Raw genomic sequence first — 17179 nt, 5'->3', positions numbered from 1 at the left:
GCCAGAACCACTTTTACCTTTGCCGGCTGCTTTGCTCACGATGTGCTGCTCTCTGGATCTTCAAGGGCTGCGGTGTTTTCGGCAGCCGGGGAAAGGCGTGCTGTCGCCCTGGTGATTATTTCTCGGGCCGCCTCAGTGCGGGACCACGCGCGGTCGCTGTCCGTAGGCGGCTCGGTGAGCCTCTGCAGGGGCTCGGGCGGGAGTTCCAGTCGATGGCTCGTGCCGACAGGGTCACTCCAACGCTGTGGAGCGAGCGGGACCGCGAACCGGAGTACTTCCTTCTGTTCCCGCTCAGCCTTCTCGATCATGTCCTTGGCGCGGTTGATCCGGACGCGGCCGCCGTCGTCGAGCTGCTTCCTCAGGGCCCGCCAGGCCTTCTTCCAGTCGCCGTCCCCGTCGGCCACGCCGAGCACCAGGTAGGGGTTGAGCGGCTGGTCGCGCTCTCCGTGGGGCCGGCCGTCCAAGAAGCTCCGGTTCTTACGCAGCGTGGCCATGGCGCCTCCCCCGAGCTGTTCCTGCACCGGGGGCCGGCCTTCGGCGTCTTGCTCCAACAGCCTGAGTGACTCGGCCGCTTCCTGGCCTGCGCGCAGGTAGGCGTGGACGTTCTGCGCCTCCCAGCGCACCGGCTGTGAGTGGTGCCGCAGCCTCGCGGCCACCGCCAGCGCAGTTCTCCTCCGTTGCTCCGCCGTCTCGACGTCCCCGTGGAGGAGGGCGCGGTGCATCTGCCGCACGGCGCGGAGCAGGGCCCGCACGCCGATCCAGCCGTTGAACTTCCTGTTGCTCCTGCTGCGTACGCCGGGAACGAGTCGCTCCAGGAGGACCCACAGGCGCTCGTCGGTGACGAGGTCGTCCGGGACCTCTCCGGTCTGTCGCACCTCGCGCAGGGCATCCAGGAGCTTCCGCGTCAGCGGCAGGAGTTCGGGCCATTCCTCGGCGACGGCTTTGGCGTCGCCGGCCTGCAACCTCACCAGCAGGCGCCAGTCCTGCGGCCAGTCACGGCCCGGTTCCGTTCCCGGTCCGGCCTCCCGGCGTTCCCGTTCCAGGGGCCAGACCAGCAGGTCGATCTCCTCGTCGGTGAGGGACGCCGGGTCCAGGCGGGCGCGGAAGTAGGCGGCGCGGGAGGTGCCGTCGCGTTCGGGGACCGCGCCGATCCACTCCTCGTCGATGTAGTCGTCGAGGAGCGGCCGGGGCAGTTTCGCCAGGAGTGCCCTTTGCCGAGGGGTCGGCAGGTCGGTCTCCATCAGGCGACGTTCGTCCTGGTAGATCTGCCACATGCTGCCCGGCTCCCCCAGGAGCGGAAGCGGCTTGTCCGCCAGCAGCGCGCGGGCCCGGTCGTCGAGCCGGTCGTTGAAGACGTCCAGCCCGTGATCCTGTGCCATGACGAGCAGAGAGACCCCGGTGACCGGGTCGTCCTGCCGGGACGCCATGTCGGCCGCGGCCTGGGCCAGCTCCCGCGCTGAAAGCGTACCGGTCTTCGTCCTGAACGCGTCGGGCAGCATGATCTCGGCGAAGGAGCGGGCTCGCTCCCATGCTCCCCGGTCGGCGAATCCTTCGGGCACCGGCTGGGACACGACCGGTTCGGGCTCCAGCTGCTTCTGCTGCGGAACGACCGGAGCCGGGTAGCCGACCGCTCCCGTAACCTGCGGAATACCCTTGCCGGCCTGACGGTCGGCGCGGGCCTGACGGAGTGCCAGGCGGCGGGCGATCTCTCGTTGCCGCACTTCCTCCAGGCGGGCCTGCTCGTCCTGACCCGCTCTCGGCGAGTTCCCTGCCGTCATCAGAGTTCCTCCGCGAAGGTGTGCACCTGCTCGATCACCGCGGCGGGGGTCCGGTCCAGGCTGTAGGAGTCGGCGAAGGCGATCCTGTCGGCGAGTCCTCCGGTACGGACCTCGTGCCGCAGGGCTTGAAGCCGTTCGTTGCCGCACTCCTCGGTGACGGATTCCAGCGGGTGCTTCACAGCGACTGCCACAGGTTCGCCGGTGAAGTCCGAGGTGAAGAGCGCCACGGGCCCGGCGGCCGTCTCCTTGAGCATGACGTTGGGCTCCTCGTCCGCCCAGCCCCTCAGCAGGACTCCGTGCTCCTCCGGGTCGATGCGCAGTTTCCGGCCGCGCAGGACGTCCGTCAGGTCGCGGGCGAGCCGCCAGTCGTACAGCGGGTGGAGGCGCATGTTGGAGTAGTCACGCAGGCACGCGTAGCAGGAGCTGCGGCAGTTGAGCGCGTGGTGCTCGGCCTCCAGGTCCTGCACGTAGTGGTCGACCGCCTTGAGGAACTCTTCGATGTGTCCCTCCGAACCGAGGTGCGTGCTGAACCCCGCACCGTTGTCGAGGCTGTCCGCCAGGTACGCCATGACGGGGGCGGCCACCGGGGCGTCCGAGCCGTGGATGCCGCTGAGGAGTTCCTCCGGCTGCACGTCCAGGTGCGGGGCGGCGGCGCGCCGCAGCAGGGCCGCCAGCGAGTACCAGGCGGCACGTCGACCGTGGTACGCCTCGGGAAAGCCGTCGATCTGCCGGGATTTCGAGATGTCGAAGCGCAGTCCGCGGCGCGTGTCCAGGGCTCCCTTGGCCCCGACGAAGAGCATGTCGGTGTGTTGGGTGGCGCCGAGGGCGATCTCCAGGTCGGCTTCCGCCTTGGGGTTGTCGAGGGCGAGGTAACCGCGCCACGGACCGCTGTTCTTCACGAACCGGAACAGCTTTCCGGCGTTCGTGTTGACGATGTAGCGGTCGCCGCTGCCGGTGTGGACGACCAGCCAGTCGTCGGCGGCGCGGTGGATGCGCGGGGCGGTCTTCTCGAGGTCGGTGGCGGTCCGTGCGCTGGTCGCGTTGGACCCCATCTCGCGGTAGCCGTCGTAGTCCCGCGCTTCGCGTGCCGCCCGGAAGCCTGCCGGCTCCCGGAAGGGGACGGCCTTGTAGTACTTGCTCTCCGCATCGCAGGCGGGGCACGCGCCGACGCTTCCGGTGTCCGGATCGACGACGGCCTGCGGGTCCACGTGGGAGCAGATCCGGCACATGGCGACCAGCTGCTCCGGGCCGAAGGGATCGTCCGCAGCCTTCACTCCACGTCCGCTGGGGACGAGGGAGACGACTCCGCTGGACCGGAGCAGACGGCCGTCCTGCGGGGTCTCGCTGCCCGGTGCGAACTTGCTGAGGGCCACGGCCAGGTCGCGGTTGACGGAGTCGGCGGGCGGCCAGGGGAAGGTCTTCTGCGGAATGCTCCGGTAGAGCAGACGGGAGCGGGTCGGGAAACCGAACATGGGCAGGAGACCTGCCTCCGCGAGGCGCTGGCTGAGTTCGGGGTGACCGACTGCCGCGCCGGCCACCTCGTCGACCTGGTCGAGAAGTTCGTCGACCGCGGCCACCGGGTCGATGGCGGCGATGCTTTCCGAGGTCACAGCCTGGAGGGCGCGGCCCGCTGCTCTGATGCGATCGGGGTGCTCGGAGATCCAGCGGCGCACGGCTCCCCGGTGCACCGGCCAGTCGGCGGCGAGCCCGAACTGTCCGTGGACGTTGCTCGTCATGTCGGGTCCTTTCCGCCGGTCCCTCGGCTGCAAGGGCTCGAAGGCCTGGCGCAGGGCTTCTCCGAGCAGGACGCGCCGGAAGACGGAGATCATGCCGAGGACGAGGTAGGGCGGCGGGGTCGGGTCGTTGGTGATGGCCTCCGGACGGGCGAAGTAGTGCTCGTCGTGGCTGCGGCCACGGCAGACCGTGAGGGCCAGCGCGACCGGGCTGTTGCGTCGGCCCGCGCGGCCCACCCGCTGCTGATAGTTGAAGCGGGTGGGCGGCATGTTGGCCATGATCACGGTGTTGAGGGGGCCGATGTCGACGCCGGCCTCCATCGTCGTGGTCACGGAGAGGAGTTCCAGGCCGTCCGCCTCGGGGACGTCGTTGTCACCGAGGAAGACGTCCTGGAAAAGGCTCTGTCGGCGCTGAGCCTCCAACCGGTCCGTCTGGCCGGTCAGTTCCGCGGCTCGCAGGGCGAAGTCACCCGTGCGGTGGGCGGCCTTCCAGGCGTAGTAGTCGTCCTCCAGGACTCCGCTGTACTGCTGAGGTTCGGCGGGCAGCGGGGTGAGGCACTTGGTGCACACTCCCGCGCCCGGGTGGAGGTGGGGTCGGTGACAGGAGGGACACGTCCACGTCTTGTTCCCGCCGGGGCGAAGCGCCACCTTCTCCGGCTTGACGACGTAGTCGACCACGGCGTCCTTCCACACGCCGAGCACCCTGTCCTCGATCTCGCGTACATCGGTGCCCTGGCGTTCCGCGATCTGCGTCCAGAAGCGCTTCAGGGGGGCGGGAGGCCGTTGCAGCGAGCCACGGATGCGGGTGAATCTGCGCATCAGTCCGAGGATCCGCAGACTGGCGCGGGCCACGGCCTGGTCGCTGTCCGTGCCGGTCTCGAGGGGCGAGCGGTCGTCGCGCAGACACAGCCAGCCCAGTCCGAGCGACTCGAAGTCGCGTCCGCCGCCGGAGAAGAGACTGCCCATGGTCTCGAGGCGGAGGCGGGCGCGAATCCGTTCGAGCAGTTCCTGCTGCGCCTGGGTCTCGACCCGTGCTTCCCGGTCCTGTGCCCAGTTGTAGAGCGCGGTCCAGGGTTGTCCGGCCGAGGTCTGCTGGAGTGAGGCGGCGGGACCGGCGGGGTTGGTGCCGTATGCAAGCAGCATGCTCTCGAGGTCGGAGGCGAGGTCGTCCAGGGAGGGCAGTTCGGAGAACTTCCGCTCCAGGTCCGGCTGCAGTTCCGGTTCGGCGTCGAGGTCGTCGGTGAGGATCGCCTTCAGACGTCCCCAGTCCGCCGGGTCACGGTCTCGCAGGCGCGCCATGGCGGCACGCGCGTCCGCACGGTCGACGGTCTTTCCGGCGTAGTGGTCCTTCACCAGCTGAAGGTCCGCGAACGGGTCGCCCTGGTTCTCGACGGCCTGGGCGCTGAGCAGACGGAGAAGGTCCTGATAGTGACGCAACGCGAGACCGCTGGCGAGTTCGGAGGCGTCGTCACGGCTGTCCGAGAACGCGATCGCCTTGCGCTGACCGTCGGGAAGGTGGCCCAGGGCCTCCGTCACCAGGACTTGGTTGATCTTGTAGAAGCCGGTGCGCATCCGCCGGACCGGGGCGTTGCGCAGCCGGTCGGGGGATTCGAGCGGGATGAAACGGCCGTCCCTGTCGTGCTTGATTTCCCAGTCGTCCCCGCAGGCGGGGCAGCTGGTGGGGAAGGCTTGCAGCCGGGCGGGGTCGAAGGCCGGCTTCTTGCCCTCCTTGTCCATGGGCACCGAGATGTGGAACGACCAGCCGGTGTGCTGGACGTCCCGGTTCTGCAGACGGCCGGTGGCGGGCTGGTAGGCGCTGCGGCGGAACTCGAACCGGACCAACGGCCCACCGTCGGACAGACCCGCGTTCCATCCGGGCTCGTCGAGACCGAGACTCTTGGTTCGCGGCCAGTACACGACGTAGTTCGCCGCGGTGGGTACGCCGCCGGCCTCGTCGGGGAGCAGGTCCAGGTCCGGGAAGTCGGTGTGGAGGGCGCCGGTGAACGTGCGCCGTTGGGTGTCCTTGGGGCTGGCGTATCCGCCGAGCATGAGGTCGCCGCAGGCCTGGCAGGACAGGAGTTCCAAGACGCGGGCGCCGCACGTGCAGCGGGAGGTGGGTTCGGCGAAGAGGCGGCCGACTCGGCGTTCGGGGCCGTGCTCCACGGGGATGTGGGGACACTTCGGGTCGGAGCAGGCCCAGATGCCCTCGATGTTGCGGAAGAAGAAGTGGGCACGTAGCTGGGGAAGTTCGGGATCCTGCGCAGAGCCGAGCACACGCAGCACGCAGTGCAGAGCGTCCCGGCTCTCATCCCTGGGGACGTCCGGGAAGAGGCTCTTCGCCAGCTCCGGCGCAGGCAGGGCCCGGGGCCTGCCGCCAGGCGTGAGCGCGCGCTGGAGGGCCGGGCCGAGGCCGATCTCACGGGCCAGGGCGGCGGCTTCGGGTTGGGTGACCGAGGTCTTAGCGGCCTGGGCCAGGCGCGCACTGTGGGCAGCCAGGTCGCCCTCGCCGTGGATCTCCTTCGCCTTTCCAGGGATGATCACGCGCCGGGAGCTGGGCAGGGCGAAGAACCCGTCGAGGAATTCGTCGTCCCGGCCGGCTTCGAGGGAGGCGGAGGCGGCCAGCACGCGCAGCTTGTCGGGGTTCTTGTCGAGGCCGAGACGGTGGCGGAGGTTGCGCAGCAGGTAGGCCACCTCGGTTCCGGCCGTGCCGCGGTACATGTGGAGTTCGTCGAGGATCAGGGTGAAGCGCGCGCCGGGGGCCTCCTCCAGCCACTTCCTCGTGGCGCTGAAGATGTGCTCCTCCTGCTTGCGGAGCAGCATGATGTTCAGCATCGAGTAGTTGGTGACCATGATGTCCGGCGGTGCGGCCTGCATGTCCCAGCGGGCGTGCATCTCCGCTCCGCCGAGGCGCGGAATGAAGGGCCGCAGCTCCTCGCGGAGCTTCTCGTCGGCCTTGCGCTGCCGTTCCTGGACCTCCCGCAGGTACTGCCGGAGCCGGAAGGTGGCCGGCTCGGAATCACGGCTGCCGGACACGGGGGTGGCTCCGGTGTAGCGGCCGAAGTAGAAGCGGTGTCCGTTGCGCTTCCGGTCCAGCCAGTCGTGTGCTTCGCGGCTGTCCAGCGACTTCCGGAGCCGGACGAGCTGATCGTCGGCGAGGGCGTTGGTGGGATAGAGGATCAGCACGCGCACAGCGGCGGGGTGCCCGTTTTCGCCCAGGCGGCTGGGCACATGGTCGCCGTCCTGCTGCTGCCACCATTCCCGCTGCACCGCACGGGTGCCCTGCCACTGGGCGGACTCGGCGACCAGGTCGGCGAGGACCGGCAGCAGGAAGGACTCGGTCTTGCCGGAACCGGTGCCCGCGGTGACCACGAAGTCCTTGCCTCCACAGGCGGCGACCAGCGCGTCGTGCTGATGCTGGTAGAGGCTGGTCACACCGTCGGGGAGGGTGAAGCGGGCGAACTCGGCCGCGTCAGGGTGCGCCCCTGCCTCGGCGAAGGACTGCGCGACGCTGACACCTCGGGAGGCGTACTGCTGGCGCAACTCGATCAGGGGGTCGCGCCAGGCCCCGTTGTCCCGGTCCAGGAGATTGCGCCGTTCCTCCATCACGGAACGGTCGTCGACGCTGAACGGGGTGTCGTAGTAGCGGAAGAGCGCGCTGCGCAAGTCGTCGAACGTGCCCATGACGTCCTGGGCGTCGGTGCCCGTGACGGGCGCCGTCTGCTGTTCGATGGTCACTCGGTCCTCCCCCCGACGGCCGTCACCGGACGCGCCATGGTTTCCAGGTTCTGAAGCAGCGAGGCCGCGAGCGCCTCGGCGAGCGCCCTCGGCACGTTGTCGTAGGCACGGGTCTGGGCGTGCTTCCCCACGACCGGCGGGAAGCCGCTGCACAGAACGGCCGCACGCTCGTGCAGGGCGGGCAGGGGCGCGTACCGGTCGACGAAGAGCCGGCCGATCCCGGCTCGTCCCGCGCCTGCCTCCGGCCGCCAGCGCATCACGCCGGTGCGGTGGCGGGCGAGTTCCAGGTAGACACCCGTTTCGCGGTCCACCGTGTGGAACACACCGTTGCGGCGGACGCGGGTGAGGCGTGCGTAGTCGGCTCCGCGCCACCGGTACAGACCGTCCTCGTCGTCCCTCGCCACGGGGACGAAGCGCTGGAGGCGCGGATCGTACTTCTCCAGCGTGGCGGCGCCGCTCCCGCCGGGCGGTGCGGACTCGGGGCCCGGTACCGCACGCGGAAGCATTTCCATCAGGCCGAGGGCGGCGCAGGGCACGTAACGGGCTCCCAGGAACTCCGCCGTGTCGGGCAGGGTCCGTGGGTCCTCGTACTGGAGCAGCAGGGTGTCGGGCAGCGGCGCCTCACCTGGTTCGGGGCGATGCGGAACGGTGATCAGTTCCATCCACTCCGTGGCCGCCGCCTCCACTCGCGCGCTGATCCGTGCGGTGCGGGCGCCCGTCAGGAGGGCCAGGCCGTCCCCGTGGGGCAGCCGGGTCAGGACCGGCGGGGCGGCCGACCAGCGGTCGGCGCGCAGGTCCACGTCGATGAAGCCGAGGGCGGTGGCTTTGCGCATCCAGTTCCAGTCGGCGTACTGACTCAGCTCCAGGCCCCATGCGGTGGCGTGGCCGCGGATGCCGTCGCGCAGTGCGGAGGCCTTGCCGCTACGGCTCTCGCTCAGCCAGCGCAGGAGGGTGCCGCCGAACGCGGCGGCGCCGTTGGTCGTTCCCTTCATCGGTTCAGCTCCTTCGCTGCCTGGACGTAAGCGGCCCACGAGGGCTCGCCGGACGCCTGCTGGGCGTTGAGGACGGCCTGGGCCCACGCCCGCGGATTGCCGGTGTTCCTGGGCTTCGGCGTTCCGGGGTTCACCGGGCGGCCCTTCCAGCGTCCGTTCCGCCGTTCCAGGAGCCAGCCGCCGATGCCGTGGAAGCCGGCCTCGAAGCGGAGCGGCGCGGGGGTGTCGGGCAGACGTTCGGTCCACCAGTCCGGCTGATCCGGTGCCCGCAGCGTCCACAGTCGTCCGTCGGCCGCCGCGAAGAGCACCTCGTCGGCGTCCCGACGGCACAGATCCATGGCGGTTTCCGCGTCACGAGACGTGGCGCCGGTGCAGTCGGCGCCGGTGACGCCGGCAGGCAGGGCGCCCTCGTCGAGTACGCAAGGTGTCGCCGAAGCCGCGCCGTCCACGACGGTGAATCCGCAGACCGTGTCGGCCTTCGGCTCGACGAGAGCCTGGTCCGCGGTGGCGAATTCGATCGTCGCACCGGCGTAGCTCACCGTGTGGCGGCCCGGCTCCAGTCGGAGCACGGCCAGCGGGGCCGGACGGCCCGCGGCGACGGCCTTTCTGAGCTCGGGGCGCTCCTTGCTGTCCACCAAGAGGACGCCCGTGCCCTCCGCGGTGTCCGGAAGGACCACCTGGGGCTCGCCTCCCCGCAGGTACAGGCTGCGGTCGAGCGAGGGCGCGAGCCTCAGTCCGCCTTCGAGACGCAGTTTGAACTGGACCGGAGGTTCCAGGAGACCTACCGCGCCCTGAACCTCCTTCAGCGCCGCACGCAGTGTCACCGTGTCGTTGAACACGACGGGCTTGTGCAGCGACCAGCCCTGCGGCACCCAGGCCAGTTTGCCGGTGTCGGCACTCCGGCCGCTGGTCGCGGCCCTGTCCAGCAGGCGCTGCACGTCCCGGCGCGCGGCGGGCGCGGCGAGCACCACGTGGGCCTCTCCCGGGCGGAAGCCGTCGGTGCCGGCCCAGACGCCGAGCACGTCGTCCCGTGCGAGCACCAGGACGGAGGCCGCGGGACGGCTGAGCACCAGGCCGTCCCCGTTACGGCGGATGCCTTTGCTGAGTGTGTTCGCATCCGGGGCGGGCAGGCCGGTGACCTCGTAGTAGGCGGTGTCGCCGAGCCGCTCGAGGACGACGCCGCCCGCGAGGTCGATGCGCTCCGGCTGCTCCGCGGAGCGCAGGCGCGCCACCCAGCTGAGCCGGCCCGCGTCCAGGCGCACCACGAGTTCGGCACGGGTGACACCGGTGGGCACCAGCTCGTCCGAACCGTCCCAGGATGCCGCGTAGTTGCCGATCAGCTTGGCGAGGAGGGGACGGAAGTCTTTCTCCGCCAGGGCGTTGCGGAAGTTCTTGGAGAGGTGCTGCTCCATGCCCCGGATCTCGATCTGGGCCAGCAGCGCGTCCCCCGGCAGGGGCCATGTCGTGCCGTGTTCCCGCAGGGAACGGAAGAGTCTCGGCAAGAAGGAGCGATCAGCGCCGCTGAGGAGCGCCTGGGACTGCGCGAACCCGATCATGCTGCGGTTGGACGGCAGGTCTGCGGGGGCGGGGAGGGTGCACAGGCCTCGCGCGCCCCTCTGGCTGTGCTGCCAGGACGCCAGCACCTGCCACATGCGGGATATGGGTTCGTAGTTCTGGCTGCCCAGCTGCTTGTCGTCGCCGGTCAGCAGCTCGGAGAAACGGGCGTGGTAGGTCGTGGCCCGGTGGTTGAGGTCGTTCACCATCCGTGACGCGGCGATCACCGAGCAGGCCAGGAGCGGCAGGAAGGCGGGCACACCCTGCTTGTCCTGCTTCCACTGGCGCCAGCGGTACTCGTCGAGTGCGCTGTACGGATCGGCGGTGCCCAGCCTGAGGAACCTGCTCACGCAGGAGGGCAAGGGTTCCTCCAGGCCGTATCCGTGCCTGAGATCCCGCTCCACGTCGTCGTCGACGTAGAACAGCGTCGGGTGGCCCGCGTGCTGCCGTCCGAAGAATTCCTCGGCCAGCACGTCCTGCCACGCCTGATAAGAATGGTCCACTCTGTCCCCAAAAAGCGATGTCCCGATGCCCTCACGCTCGACGGCACGAAACGGTCTTCCACACTGCTCGACCCGCCACTCAACGGGTCGCTGCTGAACGCCGCCTCTGGGCCGGACTCTCCACCGGAGTCAGGCAGGCGATCCGGCGACAGACCCCACCCCTCGCAACTTCACCCAAAACCTAGGACGCATCCATCAATACGACCTGAAGGAGAAGATTATCCCTACAAGTAGGGATCACAGCAGGGCCCCCACCTCGTCTTCACCCGAGAGCACGCCAGCGTGGGTGGTTCCCCTGCCCGAATGGAGACCTGTGGGCGAACCGCTTGGTTGTACGGAAGTCCGGCGCCGGCTTCCTATGAAGTTCCGGGAGTTCGAGCCGCCGCCCATCTGAGTGCTCTCCTTCTTTCGAATTCGCCTACGGACTAGACAAGTTGCGACCAGCCCATGCGCACGAAAGCGAAACCCTTGCTCATGCCGCGACCGAGAGGGGGCCGGGTTCCCGGCCCAGCGAGCGGAGGATCCGCGTTTCCTCCCGTCGAACCGCACCGGAAGGTATGCGGCCGGTCACACGGCGGAGTGCGAAGCGTGCCAAGGCGTCCGCGGCTTCGTTGAGTTCGTGCCCGACGTGTCCTTTCAACCAGCGCACCTGGACACGGTGACGATGGCGTACCAGGCGGTGCATCAGCTCGCGGCTCTCGGGGAAGACGCAAACGCGACGAGCGGTTTCGGCGTCGCCCGCGCCCAGGGCGGCGTCGACCGCCTTGACCGCCTGGACGCTGTCGCACAAAACGACGACGGGCGCGTCCTTGTAATGATCGAGGAGGCTGAGGGCTGCGGCACAGATGCCGATCACCTCGGCCTCACCGCTGCTCGAGGCCAGGGAGTAGCCGTGTCCGGTGGCCCCGTCCTCGGCGGCCCAGCCAAAACCGCACAGTGCGGAGTCGTCCCCGGCCGCGGCGTCGGCAACGGCCACGACGGCGGAGTCGGGGAGGTCGGTGAGCAAGGCGTAGCGGTCCCCGTAGGTGACGTCCACGTCCTCCTCCGGGCGCCCCGCGTCGTCGTCCTCGTCCGTGCCGTCGTGCAGGGAGTCGGCGAGCACAGCGGCAAGAGCGCGGTGGCAGTGCGGGCAGCCCTCGGTCTGCTCCGGGCATTCCGCCCGGTGCCGTGTGGTCACTTCGCGTACGCGGTGCCACGCCTCGGGCTGGGCTTCCGCGAAACGCGCCAGAGCCGCGGCGCGGCACTCGCCGACGAGTTGCCCTCCGGGTCCTGCCGCCAGAGCGGCCTGCATGCGGTCGTGGAGGGCCGTCGCCCGTAGCTGCGCCTCGCGGCAGCGGGCGGCGAGAACGGCCGCGTCCTGGTAGGCGTCGTCAAGTGCCTCGAGTGGAGCGCGCCGTACGGCGGGAGCGCACGCGGCAGCCTCTCGTTCGGCCTGACCGATCGCGTAGCGGCCCCAGGCCAGGGCCGTGCGGGTGTGACGAGCCCACCGCTCGACCACGGCCTCGTGCTGGAGGTGCGGGTTCTCCTCCTCGCGCGCGTCGAGGAGGAGGGCGCCGACGAAGGCCTCGTCGTCGCAGTCACACAGCTCACGCACCCGCGCCGGAAACTGACGGACTCCCGTCTCCCGCTCCCAGGCCCAGCGCGCCAGGTCACCCTCCGGCGCCTGAGGTGTCCCGTCCGGCAACCCCCTCCCCTGGAGTTCCTGCCGCAGGCTCTCGTCGTACGCCTGCCTGAAGGCGGCCCGCGCCACGCGGAGCTCCAGCGGGTCCGCCGGCCGGTCTGAAGGGCCCGCTCCTCCTTGTACCGGGCCTCGGCCTGGGACCGGGCTCGTCGCACCCTGCGTGCGTGCGCTCGGAGACGCCGCAGCCGGTCGGGCGGCTGTGACGACAGCTCCGCCTGCCGGACAGCTCCGCGGGCGAGTACGTCGGCGTGAGCGAGAACGACGGTGACGGGACCGACGAGGGCTTCGTCCTGGAGAGCTGTGGCGATCTCCGGGGCGCACACGCCGTTCATGTCGGCGAGGACGGCATCCTGAAGGGCGGTGAAGTCGTCGGCGAGACGACGGATCAGCTCGGTGTGCGGTGTGATCGTCACGGTGGTCCTCCCAAGGCAGGTCGCGGCCGGTGCGAGCGGAGGCCGCACGGGGTGTGCGTTCGGGTGGGGGGTGAGCGAGCCCGGCGGTCCGGTCGTCGGGACGGCCGCCGCCGGGGTGCCGTCGCCGGACGGAGGCAGCGACGGCACGGTGCGGGACAGGGCGGTGCGGGACAGGGCGGGCCACGGCCCTGGCTACTTCACCTGGCCGGTGAAGATGGCCGTGCGGTACCAGCCGGAGGCGGAGGTGTCGGACGGCGTGACCTCGATCTGCGCGTCCTTGGCCGACTTGGGGAAGACGCAGGCGACCTTCCAGGTCTGCGACTTGCCCGGCAGCAGGTGCGTGCTCGGCGTGCCGTCGAAACCCGCGTCCGTGTCGAAGACTTCCTCGGCGCCGTCCGTGCAGGACAGGCTCAGCATGCTCAGGTCGAGCGTGGATTTGGAGTCGTTCTGCACGGTGACGGAGAACGCCAGGTAGTCCTCGCCCGACGGAAACGCGAACTCGCCCGACGTGCCCCGGGCGAACCCGCTCAGGTGCGCCTTGACGCCGTTCCTCCACGTGGCGGTCTTGTCGAGGGCGACGGTCATGGTGTCGCTGTCGGAGTCGTCCACGGGGGTGTCCGCCACGTCATCGGCGCTCGGCGCGTCCTGCGAGGCGCTGACCGTGGCGGCCGGCACGGCGTTGTCGGCCTCGTTGCCGCTGCTCGCGGAACAGGCGGTGAGGGAACAGCCGACGACAGCCGCGGCCACGACCAGGACGGTCCGGCACAGGCTGGTCGCGGGGGCCAGGATCGGCGCGCGGAGCGTCGTGGTGGCGTCGGCGAGCCGCGCCGCCTGTCGGGAGGAGGGCGTGCGGGAGGTGTGCGAGTGGTGGTTCATGGGGTGCTTCCTTGTGTGGGTGGAGATGCGGTCGGCGGTGGCCAGGGGCATCGCCGGAGGGATGGGGAGCCGTTGCGTCATCGGCAGGGCGGGAGATCGGGCGGGCCGAGGCCGTCCCCGGTCCCGGATGCGAGGTCTCGGCTACGCGAGGGGTGTGGCCGTACCCGGACGCGTACCTCGGCGCGGGCCCGGGGGCGCAACGTCAACGGGTCGTGTCACTCGCGCGTGTTCAGCCGCGCACGCCGCGGACCTTGCGGCCCAGTTCGCTGTGCGGGTCGAGGAGCGCGCCCGCGACACGGCCGGCGGAGTCCTTCACACCTCCGCTGAAGTTGAGACGCCCGGTGGCGCCGACGCTGGCGCAGACGCCGTCCCAGTAGACGGGCTCGCGCTCCCAGCGGACGTCGGCCAGCAGGCGCTCCACCCTGTCGTAGCTCATCGCGTCGTGAGGGGCGCACCACGGGGTCGCGCGATGCAGCAGGACACCCAGGCCCGCCATCACGGCCGGCGCCGTGATCGCGCTGCGCCGGGCGAAGTCCGGGAAACGGTCCTCGATCAGCCGGGACACGAGACGGACGACCACCGTCGTCACCTCGTCGGCGTCGGTGTGGGAGGGCAGGTCCCCCTCGTTGACGTTGGCCGCCGAATACTGCACACCCTTGGCGCGGAAGACGGTGGTGACGATCAGCGCCCGCAGCGCGGACAGCGTCACCACCTCCTTGTCGGTCTTGGTGAGCTGCCGCTTGCCCGCGTTGACCAGCCTGGCGAGCGGCATCCGCTGCCCGTCGGACTCGACCTCGAGCTTCTCGCCGACCGTGTAGGCGAGGCGGGTGGCCAGGTCGCGCTGGTCCATGGACATGGCCAGGTTCTTGGCGACGTCGACGCCCTTGACGTTGCGGTCGTAGAAGATCTGGCGGGCGTCGGCCGGGGAGATGCCGATGTAGAGCTCGAAGGGGATGCGGACCCGTCGGGCGAGCTCGGTGTAGGTGAGGTCAAACGACTCCGGGTCCCGGTAGATGTCGTGCCAGGCGGTGGTCTGGGTCTCACCGTCGATGGCGATCACCATGGCGTCCGGGGCGACGGTCAGGGTCCGCAGGCCTGAACCGGCGACCAGCTCGTCGCTCATCGCGGCGACCTCGCCCGCGTGCCAGAGCGTGATCGGCGGCGTGGACCACGCGGAGCCGTGCTTGCCGAGAACGCCGGCGGCGATGTAGTCGGCGTAGTCCGGGATGTTCTTGCCCTTCTGGGACTTCAGCGTCCGCTGCACGGTGGCGCGCAGTTCGGCGCGACGCCGGTCGTGCCCGGACGCGGTCTTCAGGGCGCGCGGGTCCTCCTCCTGACGCGGCGACGGCACGAGCCGCACCAGCGCCGCGAGGGACATGGTGCCGATGACCGCGTCCTCGCGGAACGTCATGACGGTGAGCGGGATTCCTTCCGGCGTACCGGTCGGCATGGTCAGACGCATGGTCCCCCCTGAGTTGGTCGCTGGGCCGTCGCCCCCGCCTCGACCCCTCGTTGGTCCCGGCCACCCGCCGGACGGCGCGGGACGGGCGGATGAGGGCTGTGAGTGCTCCGAGTGTTCGGAGCACGTTGAGGCATGGCTGTGGCCATGGAACTGTCGCCCCACGCCGTAGAGTGCTGCCAACCGACGGAAGCAGGACCATGTAAGCACACACGTGAAAGCACTGTCCAACAGCTTGCATGGGTTGACGCCTGCTGTATGGTGTGACCACGCCGACCATCGGAGCCAGGACCCACTCATGCCGCAGCCCTCCGCACCATCCGCCCAGGTGACAGCCGCCGAGATCTCCCGCATCGCGGGCGTCACGCGTGCCACCGTCAGCAACTGGCGCCGTCGGCATGACGACTTCCCCGTCCCTTCGGGCGGCACGGACAGCAGTCCGCTCTACGATTTGGAGGAGGTCCGCGCCTGGCTCGCCTCGCGCGGACAGCACACGGCTGCCACACCCAGCGGGGAGCTGCGCACGACCCTGCGTCTGCGAGAACAGGGAGGTGCGGGTGTGTCCGACCTGCTCGTACTGGTTCTCGCAGCGGCCCGCCGTCCCGCCGACGACCTCGCCGGTCTGCTCGCACTGCCCGACGACGACCTGGTGAAGCAGGCGAACGACGCGGCGGCCGGGGTGGCGGACGTGGTGCCGGACACCGAGCCCGTCCGGTTCACGCCCTCCGACACCACCGTCCTGCGCGCCCTGCTGCTCTGCGTCCGTGACGAGGGCGCGCAGACGACGCTGGGTGTCCTGGCGGAGCGGGAGCTGGAGGACAGCGCCGCGAGCGGCGCGTACCGCACCCCGGCCCCGCTCGCCGACCTGCTGGCCCGCCTGGTCCCGGGCTCCCCGGCCCGCGTCCTCGACCCCGCCTGCGGCAGCGGCACCCTGCTGACGGCCGCAGCGGCGCGCGGCGCACGTGAGCTGTACGGGCAGGACAGCCTGCCCGTCCAGGCACGGCGTGCCGCGGTCGACCTGCTCCTGACGGCCGGGGAGGGCGCGGGCGTGACCGTGCGCACGGGTGACAGCCTGCGCGCCGACGCCTTCCCCGACCTCACCGTCGACGCCGTGGTGTGCAACCCGCCCTACGGCGACCGGGACTGGGGCCACGACGACCTGGCCTACGACTCCCGCTGGGCGTACGGATTCCCACCCCGGGCCGAGTCCGAACTAGCCTGGGTGCAGCACGCTTTGGCGCACCTCGAACCGGGTGGCCACGCCGTGCTGCTCCTCCCGCCGGCGACGGCGTCCCGTTCCTCCGGCCGCCGCATCCGCGCCGAGCTGATCCGCAGCGGCGCACTGCGCGCGGTGGCGGCCCTGCCGCCGGGAGCGGCGATCCCGCTCCACATCGGCCTCCAGGTGTGGATACTGCAGCGCCCGGAGCCGACGCGGCCCGCGTACCAGACGATCCTCTTCGTCGACACCGTCGACGAGTCGTCGACGTCAGGACGCAGCGGTACCCGTTCGAGTTCAGTGGACTGGGCGCGGGTGACGGAGCAGATTCTCACCGCGTGGACGGCGTACGCCGAGGACCCGGACGGGTTCGAGACGCAGGCCGGTGTGGCGCGGGCGGTGAGCGTGGTCGACCTGCTCGACGAGGTGGTCGACGTGACACCCGCGCGTCAGGTCCGGGCCTCCCAGGCCGACATCGACCCGCAGGAACTGGCCCGCGAGGCCACGTCGGCCCGCGAAGGTCTGGCGGCGGCGGTGCGGACGGTGGCCGAGCTGGCCGGCACGGCGGCGTGGGACGCGGCGGGGGCTTCGGCCCGCGACTGGCGCACGGCCACGGTGTCGGACCTGGCCCGAGGCGGGGCGCTGAAGGTGCTGCGCGCGGTTCCGGTCTCGCCGCGGGCAGCGGGCGCCGAGGCGGGGCACACGGAGGCGGGAGCCGACGGTGAGGAGCGCCGCCCTGTTCTGACGGGCGGTGACCTCGCCGGCGGGACCGGACCGACAGGGCAGGCCTCCGATGCGCGCGCGGAACAGATGCCCGAAATTGCCGAGGGCGACGTTCTGGTCCGCAACCTGGTCGGTGGCACGGGTCCTGTGGCCCGGGTCGCGGGCGAGGCGGAGGCAGGCGCCCTGCTGGGGGCGGGTGTGCACCTGTTCCGCCCGGACCCGGCACGCCTCGACCCCTGGTTCCTCCTCGGCTTCCTCAGCGCCGAGGCCAACCTGGCCGGTGCCTCAACCGGCAGTTCCACACTTCACCTCACGCCCGGCCGACTGCGCGTACCGTTGCTGCCCCTGGAGGAGCAACGCCGGTACGGCGAGGCCTTCCGGCACGTGGAGGCGTTGCGTGAACAGGCGCGGCGCACGAGGGACTTGGCCGAGGAGACGGCACGGCTCGTGAGCGGGGGGCTCACGGGCGGGCAACTGGTGCCGCGGCCGACCTAGGCTCCGGCACCACCCCCACAC

General features: G+C 70.7%; 8 protein-coding genes. 1 reads left to right on the top strand and 7 read right to left on the bottom strand.

Annotated elements, in window-relative coordinates:
* Window positions 1–35 precede the first annotated feature (35 nt).
* The 7 genes from CCN29_RS05620 to CCN29_RS05590 form a co-directional block, all read right to left on the bottom strand.
* Window positions 36–1778 carry a hypothetical protein gene (locus CCN29_RS05620; protein WP_086680325.1) on the bottom strand — a complete coding sequence of 581 codons (1743 nt, stop codon included), beginning with the start codon at window positions 1776–1778 and terminating at the stop codon, window positions 36–38.
* Window positions 1778–7246 carry a DEAD/DEAH box helicase gene (locus tag CCN29_RS05615; protein WP_242784128.1) on the bottom strand — a complete coding sequence of 1823 codons (5469 nt, stop codon included), beginning with the start codon at window positions 7244–7246 and terminating at the stop codon, window positions 1778–1780. The genes CCN29_RS05620 and CCN29_RS05615 overlap by 1 nt, the downstream gene beginning before the upstream one ends.
* Entirely contained in the window at window positions 7243–8238 is a 996-nt protein-coding gene (locus CCN29_RS05610; RefSeq protein ID WP_086680323.1) for a hypothetical protein, read from the bottom strand. The genes CCN29_RS05615 and CCN29_RS05610 overlap by 4 nt, the downstream gene beginning before the upstream one ends.
* Window positions 8235–10295, bottom strand: coding sequence for a hypothetical protein (locus tag CCN29_RS05605; protein ID WP_143661280.1), 2061 nt, complete (start codon window positions 10293–10295; stop codon window positions 8235–8237). Before CCN29_RS05605 ends, CCN29_RS05610 begins: the two co-directional genes overlap by 4 nt.
* A 472-nt stretch (window positions 10296–10767) precedes the next feature.
* Window positions 10768–12045 carry a ribonuclease HI gene (locus tag CCN29_RS05600; protein ID WP_086680319.1) on the bottom strand — a complete coding sequence of 426 codons (1278 nt, stop codon included), beginning with the start codon at window positions 12043–12045 and terminating at the stop codon, window positions 10768–10770.
* A gap of 536 nt (window positions 12046–12581) precedes the next feature.
* The gene (locus CCN29_RS05595) at window positions 12582–13265 is read right to left on the bottom strand and encodes a DUF4352 domain-containing protein (RefSeq protein ID WP_086680317.1); all 684 of its coding nucleotides are present in this window, start codon (window positions 13263–13265) and stop codon (window positions 12582–12584) included.
* Window positions 13266–13494: 229 nt separating this feature from the next.
* The gene (locus CCN29_RS05590; RefSeq protein ID WP_086680315.1) at window positions 13495–14727 is read right to left on the bottom strand and encodes a DNA sulfur modification protein DndB; all 1233 of its coding nucleotides are present in this window, start codon (window positions 14725–14727) and stop codon (window positions 13495–13497) included.
* Window positions 14728–15052: 325 nt separating this feature from the next.
* On the opposite strand from CCN29_RS05590, the gene CCN29_RS05585 reads away from it, so the two are divergent.
* Window positions 15053–17158, top strand: a complete 2106-nt coding sequence (locus CCN29_RS05585) for an N-6 DNA methylase (RefSeq protein WP_086680357.1) — start codon at window positions 15053–15055, stop codon at window positions 17156–17158.
* Window positions 17159–17179 lie beyond the last annotated feature (21 nt).

Source organism: Streptomyces pseudogriseolus (genome assembly GCA_002154585.1).
Classification (GTDB): Bacteria; Actinomycetota; Actinomycetes; order Streptomycetales; family Streptomycetaceae; genus Streptomyces; species Streptomyces pseudogriseolus.
Note: the sequence above shows the minus strand (reverse complement) of the source record. Positions and strands in the feature narration are given on the sequence as shown.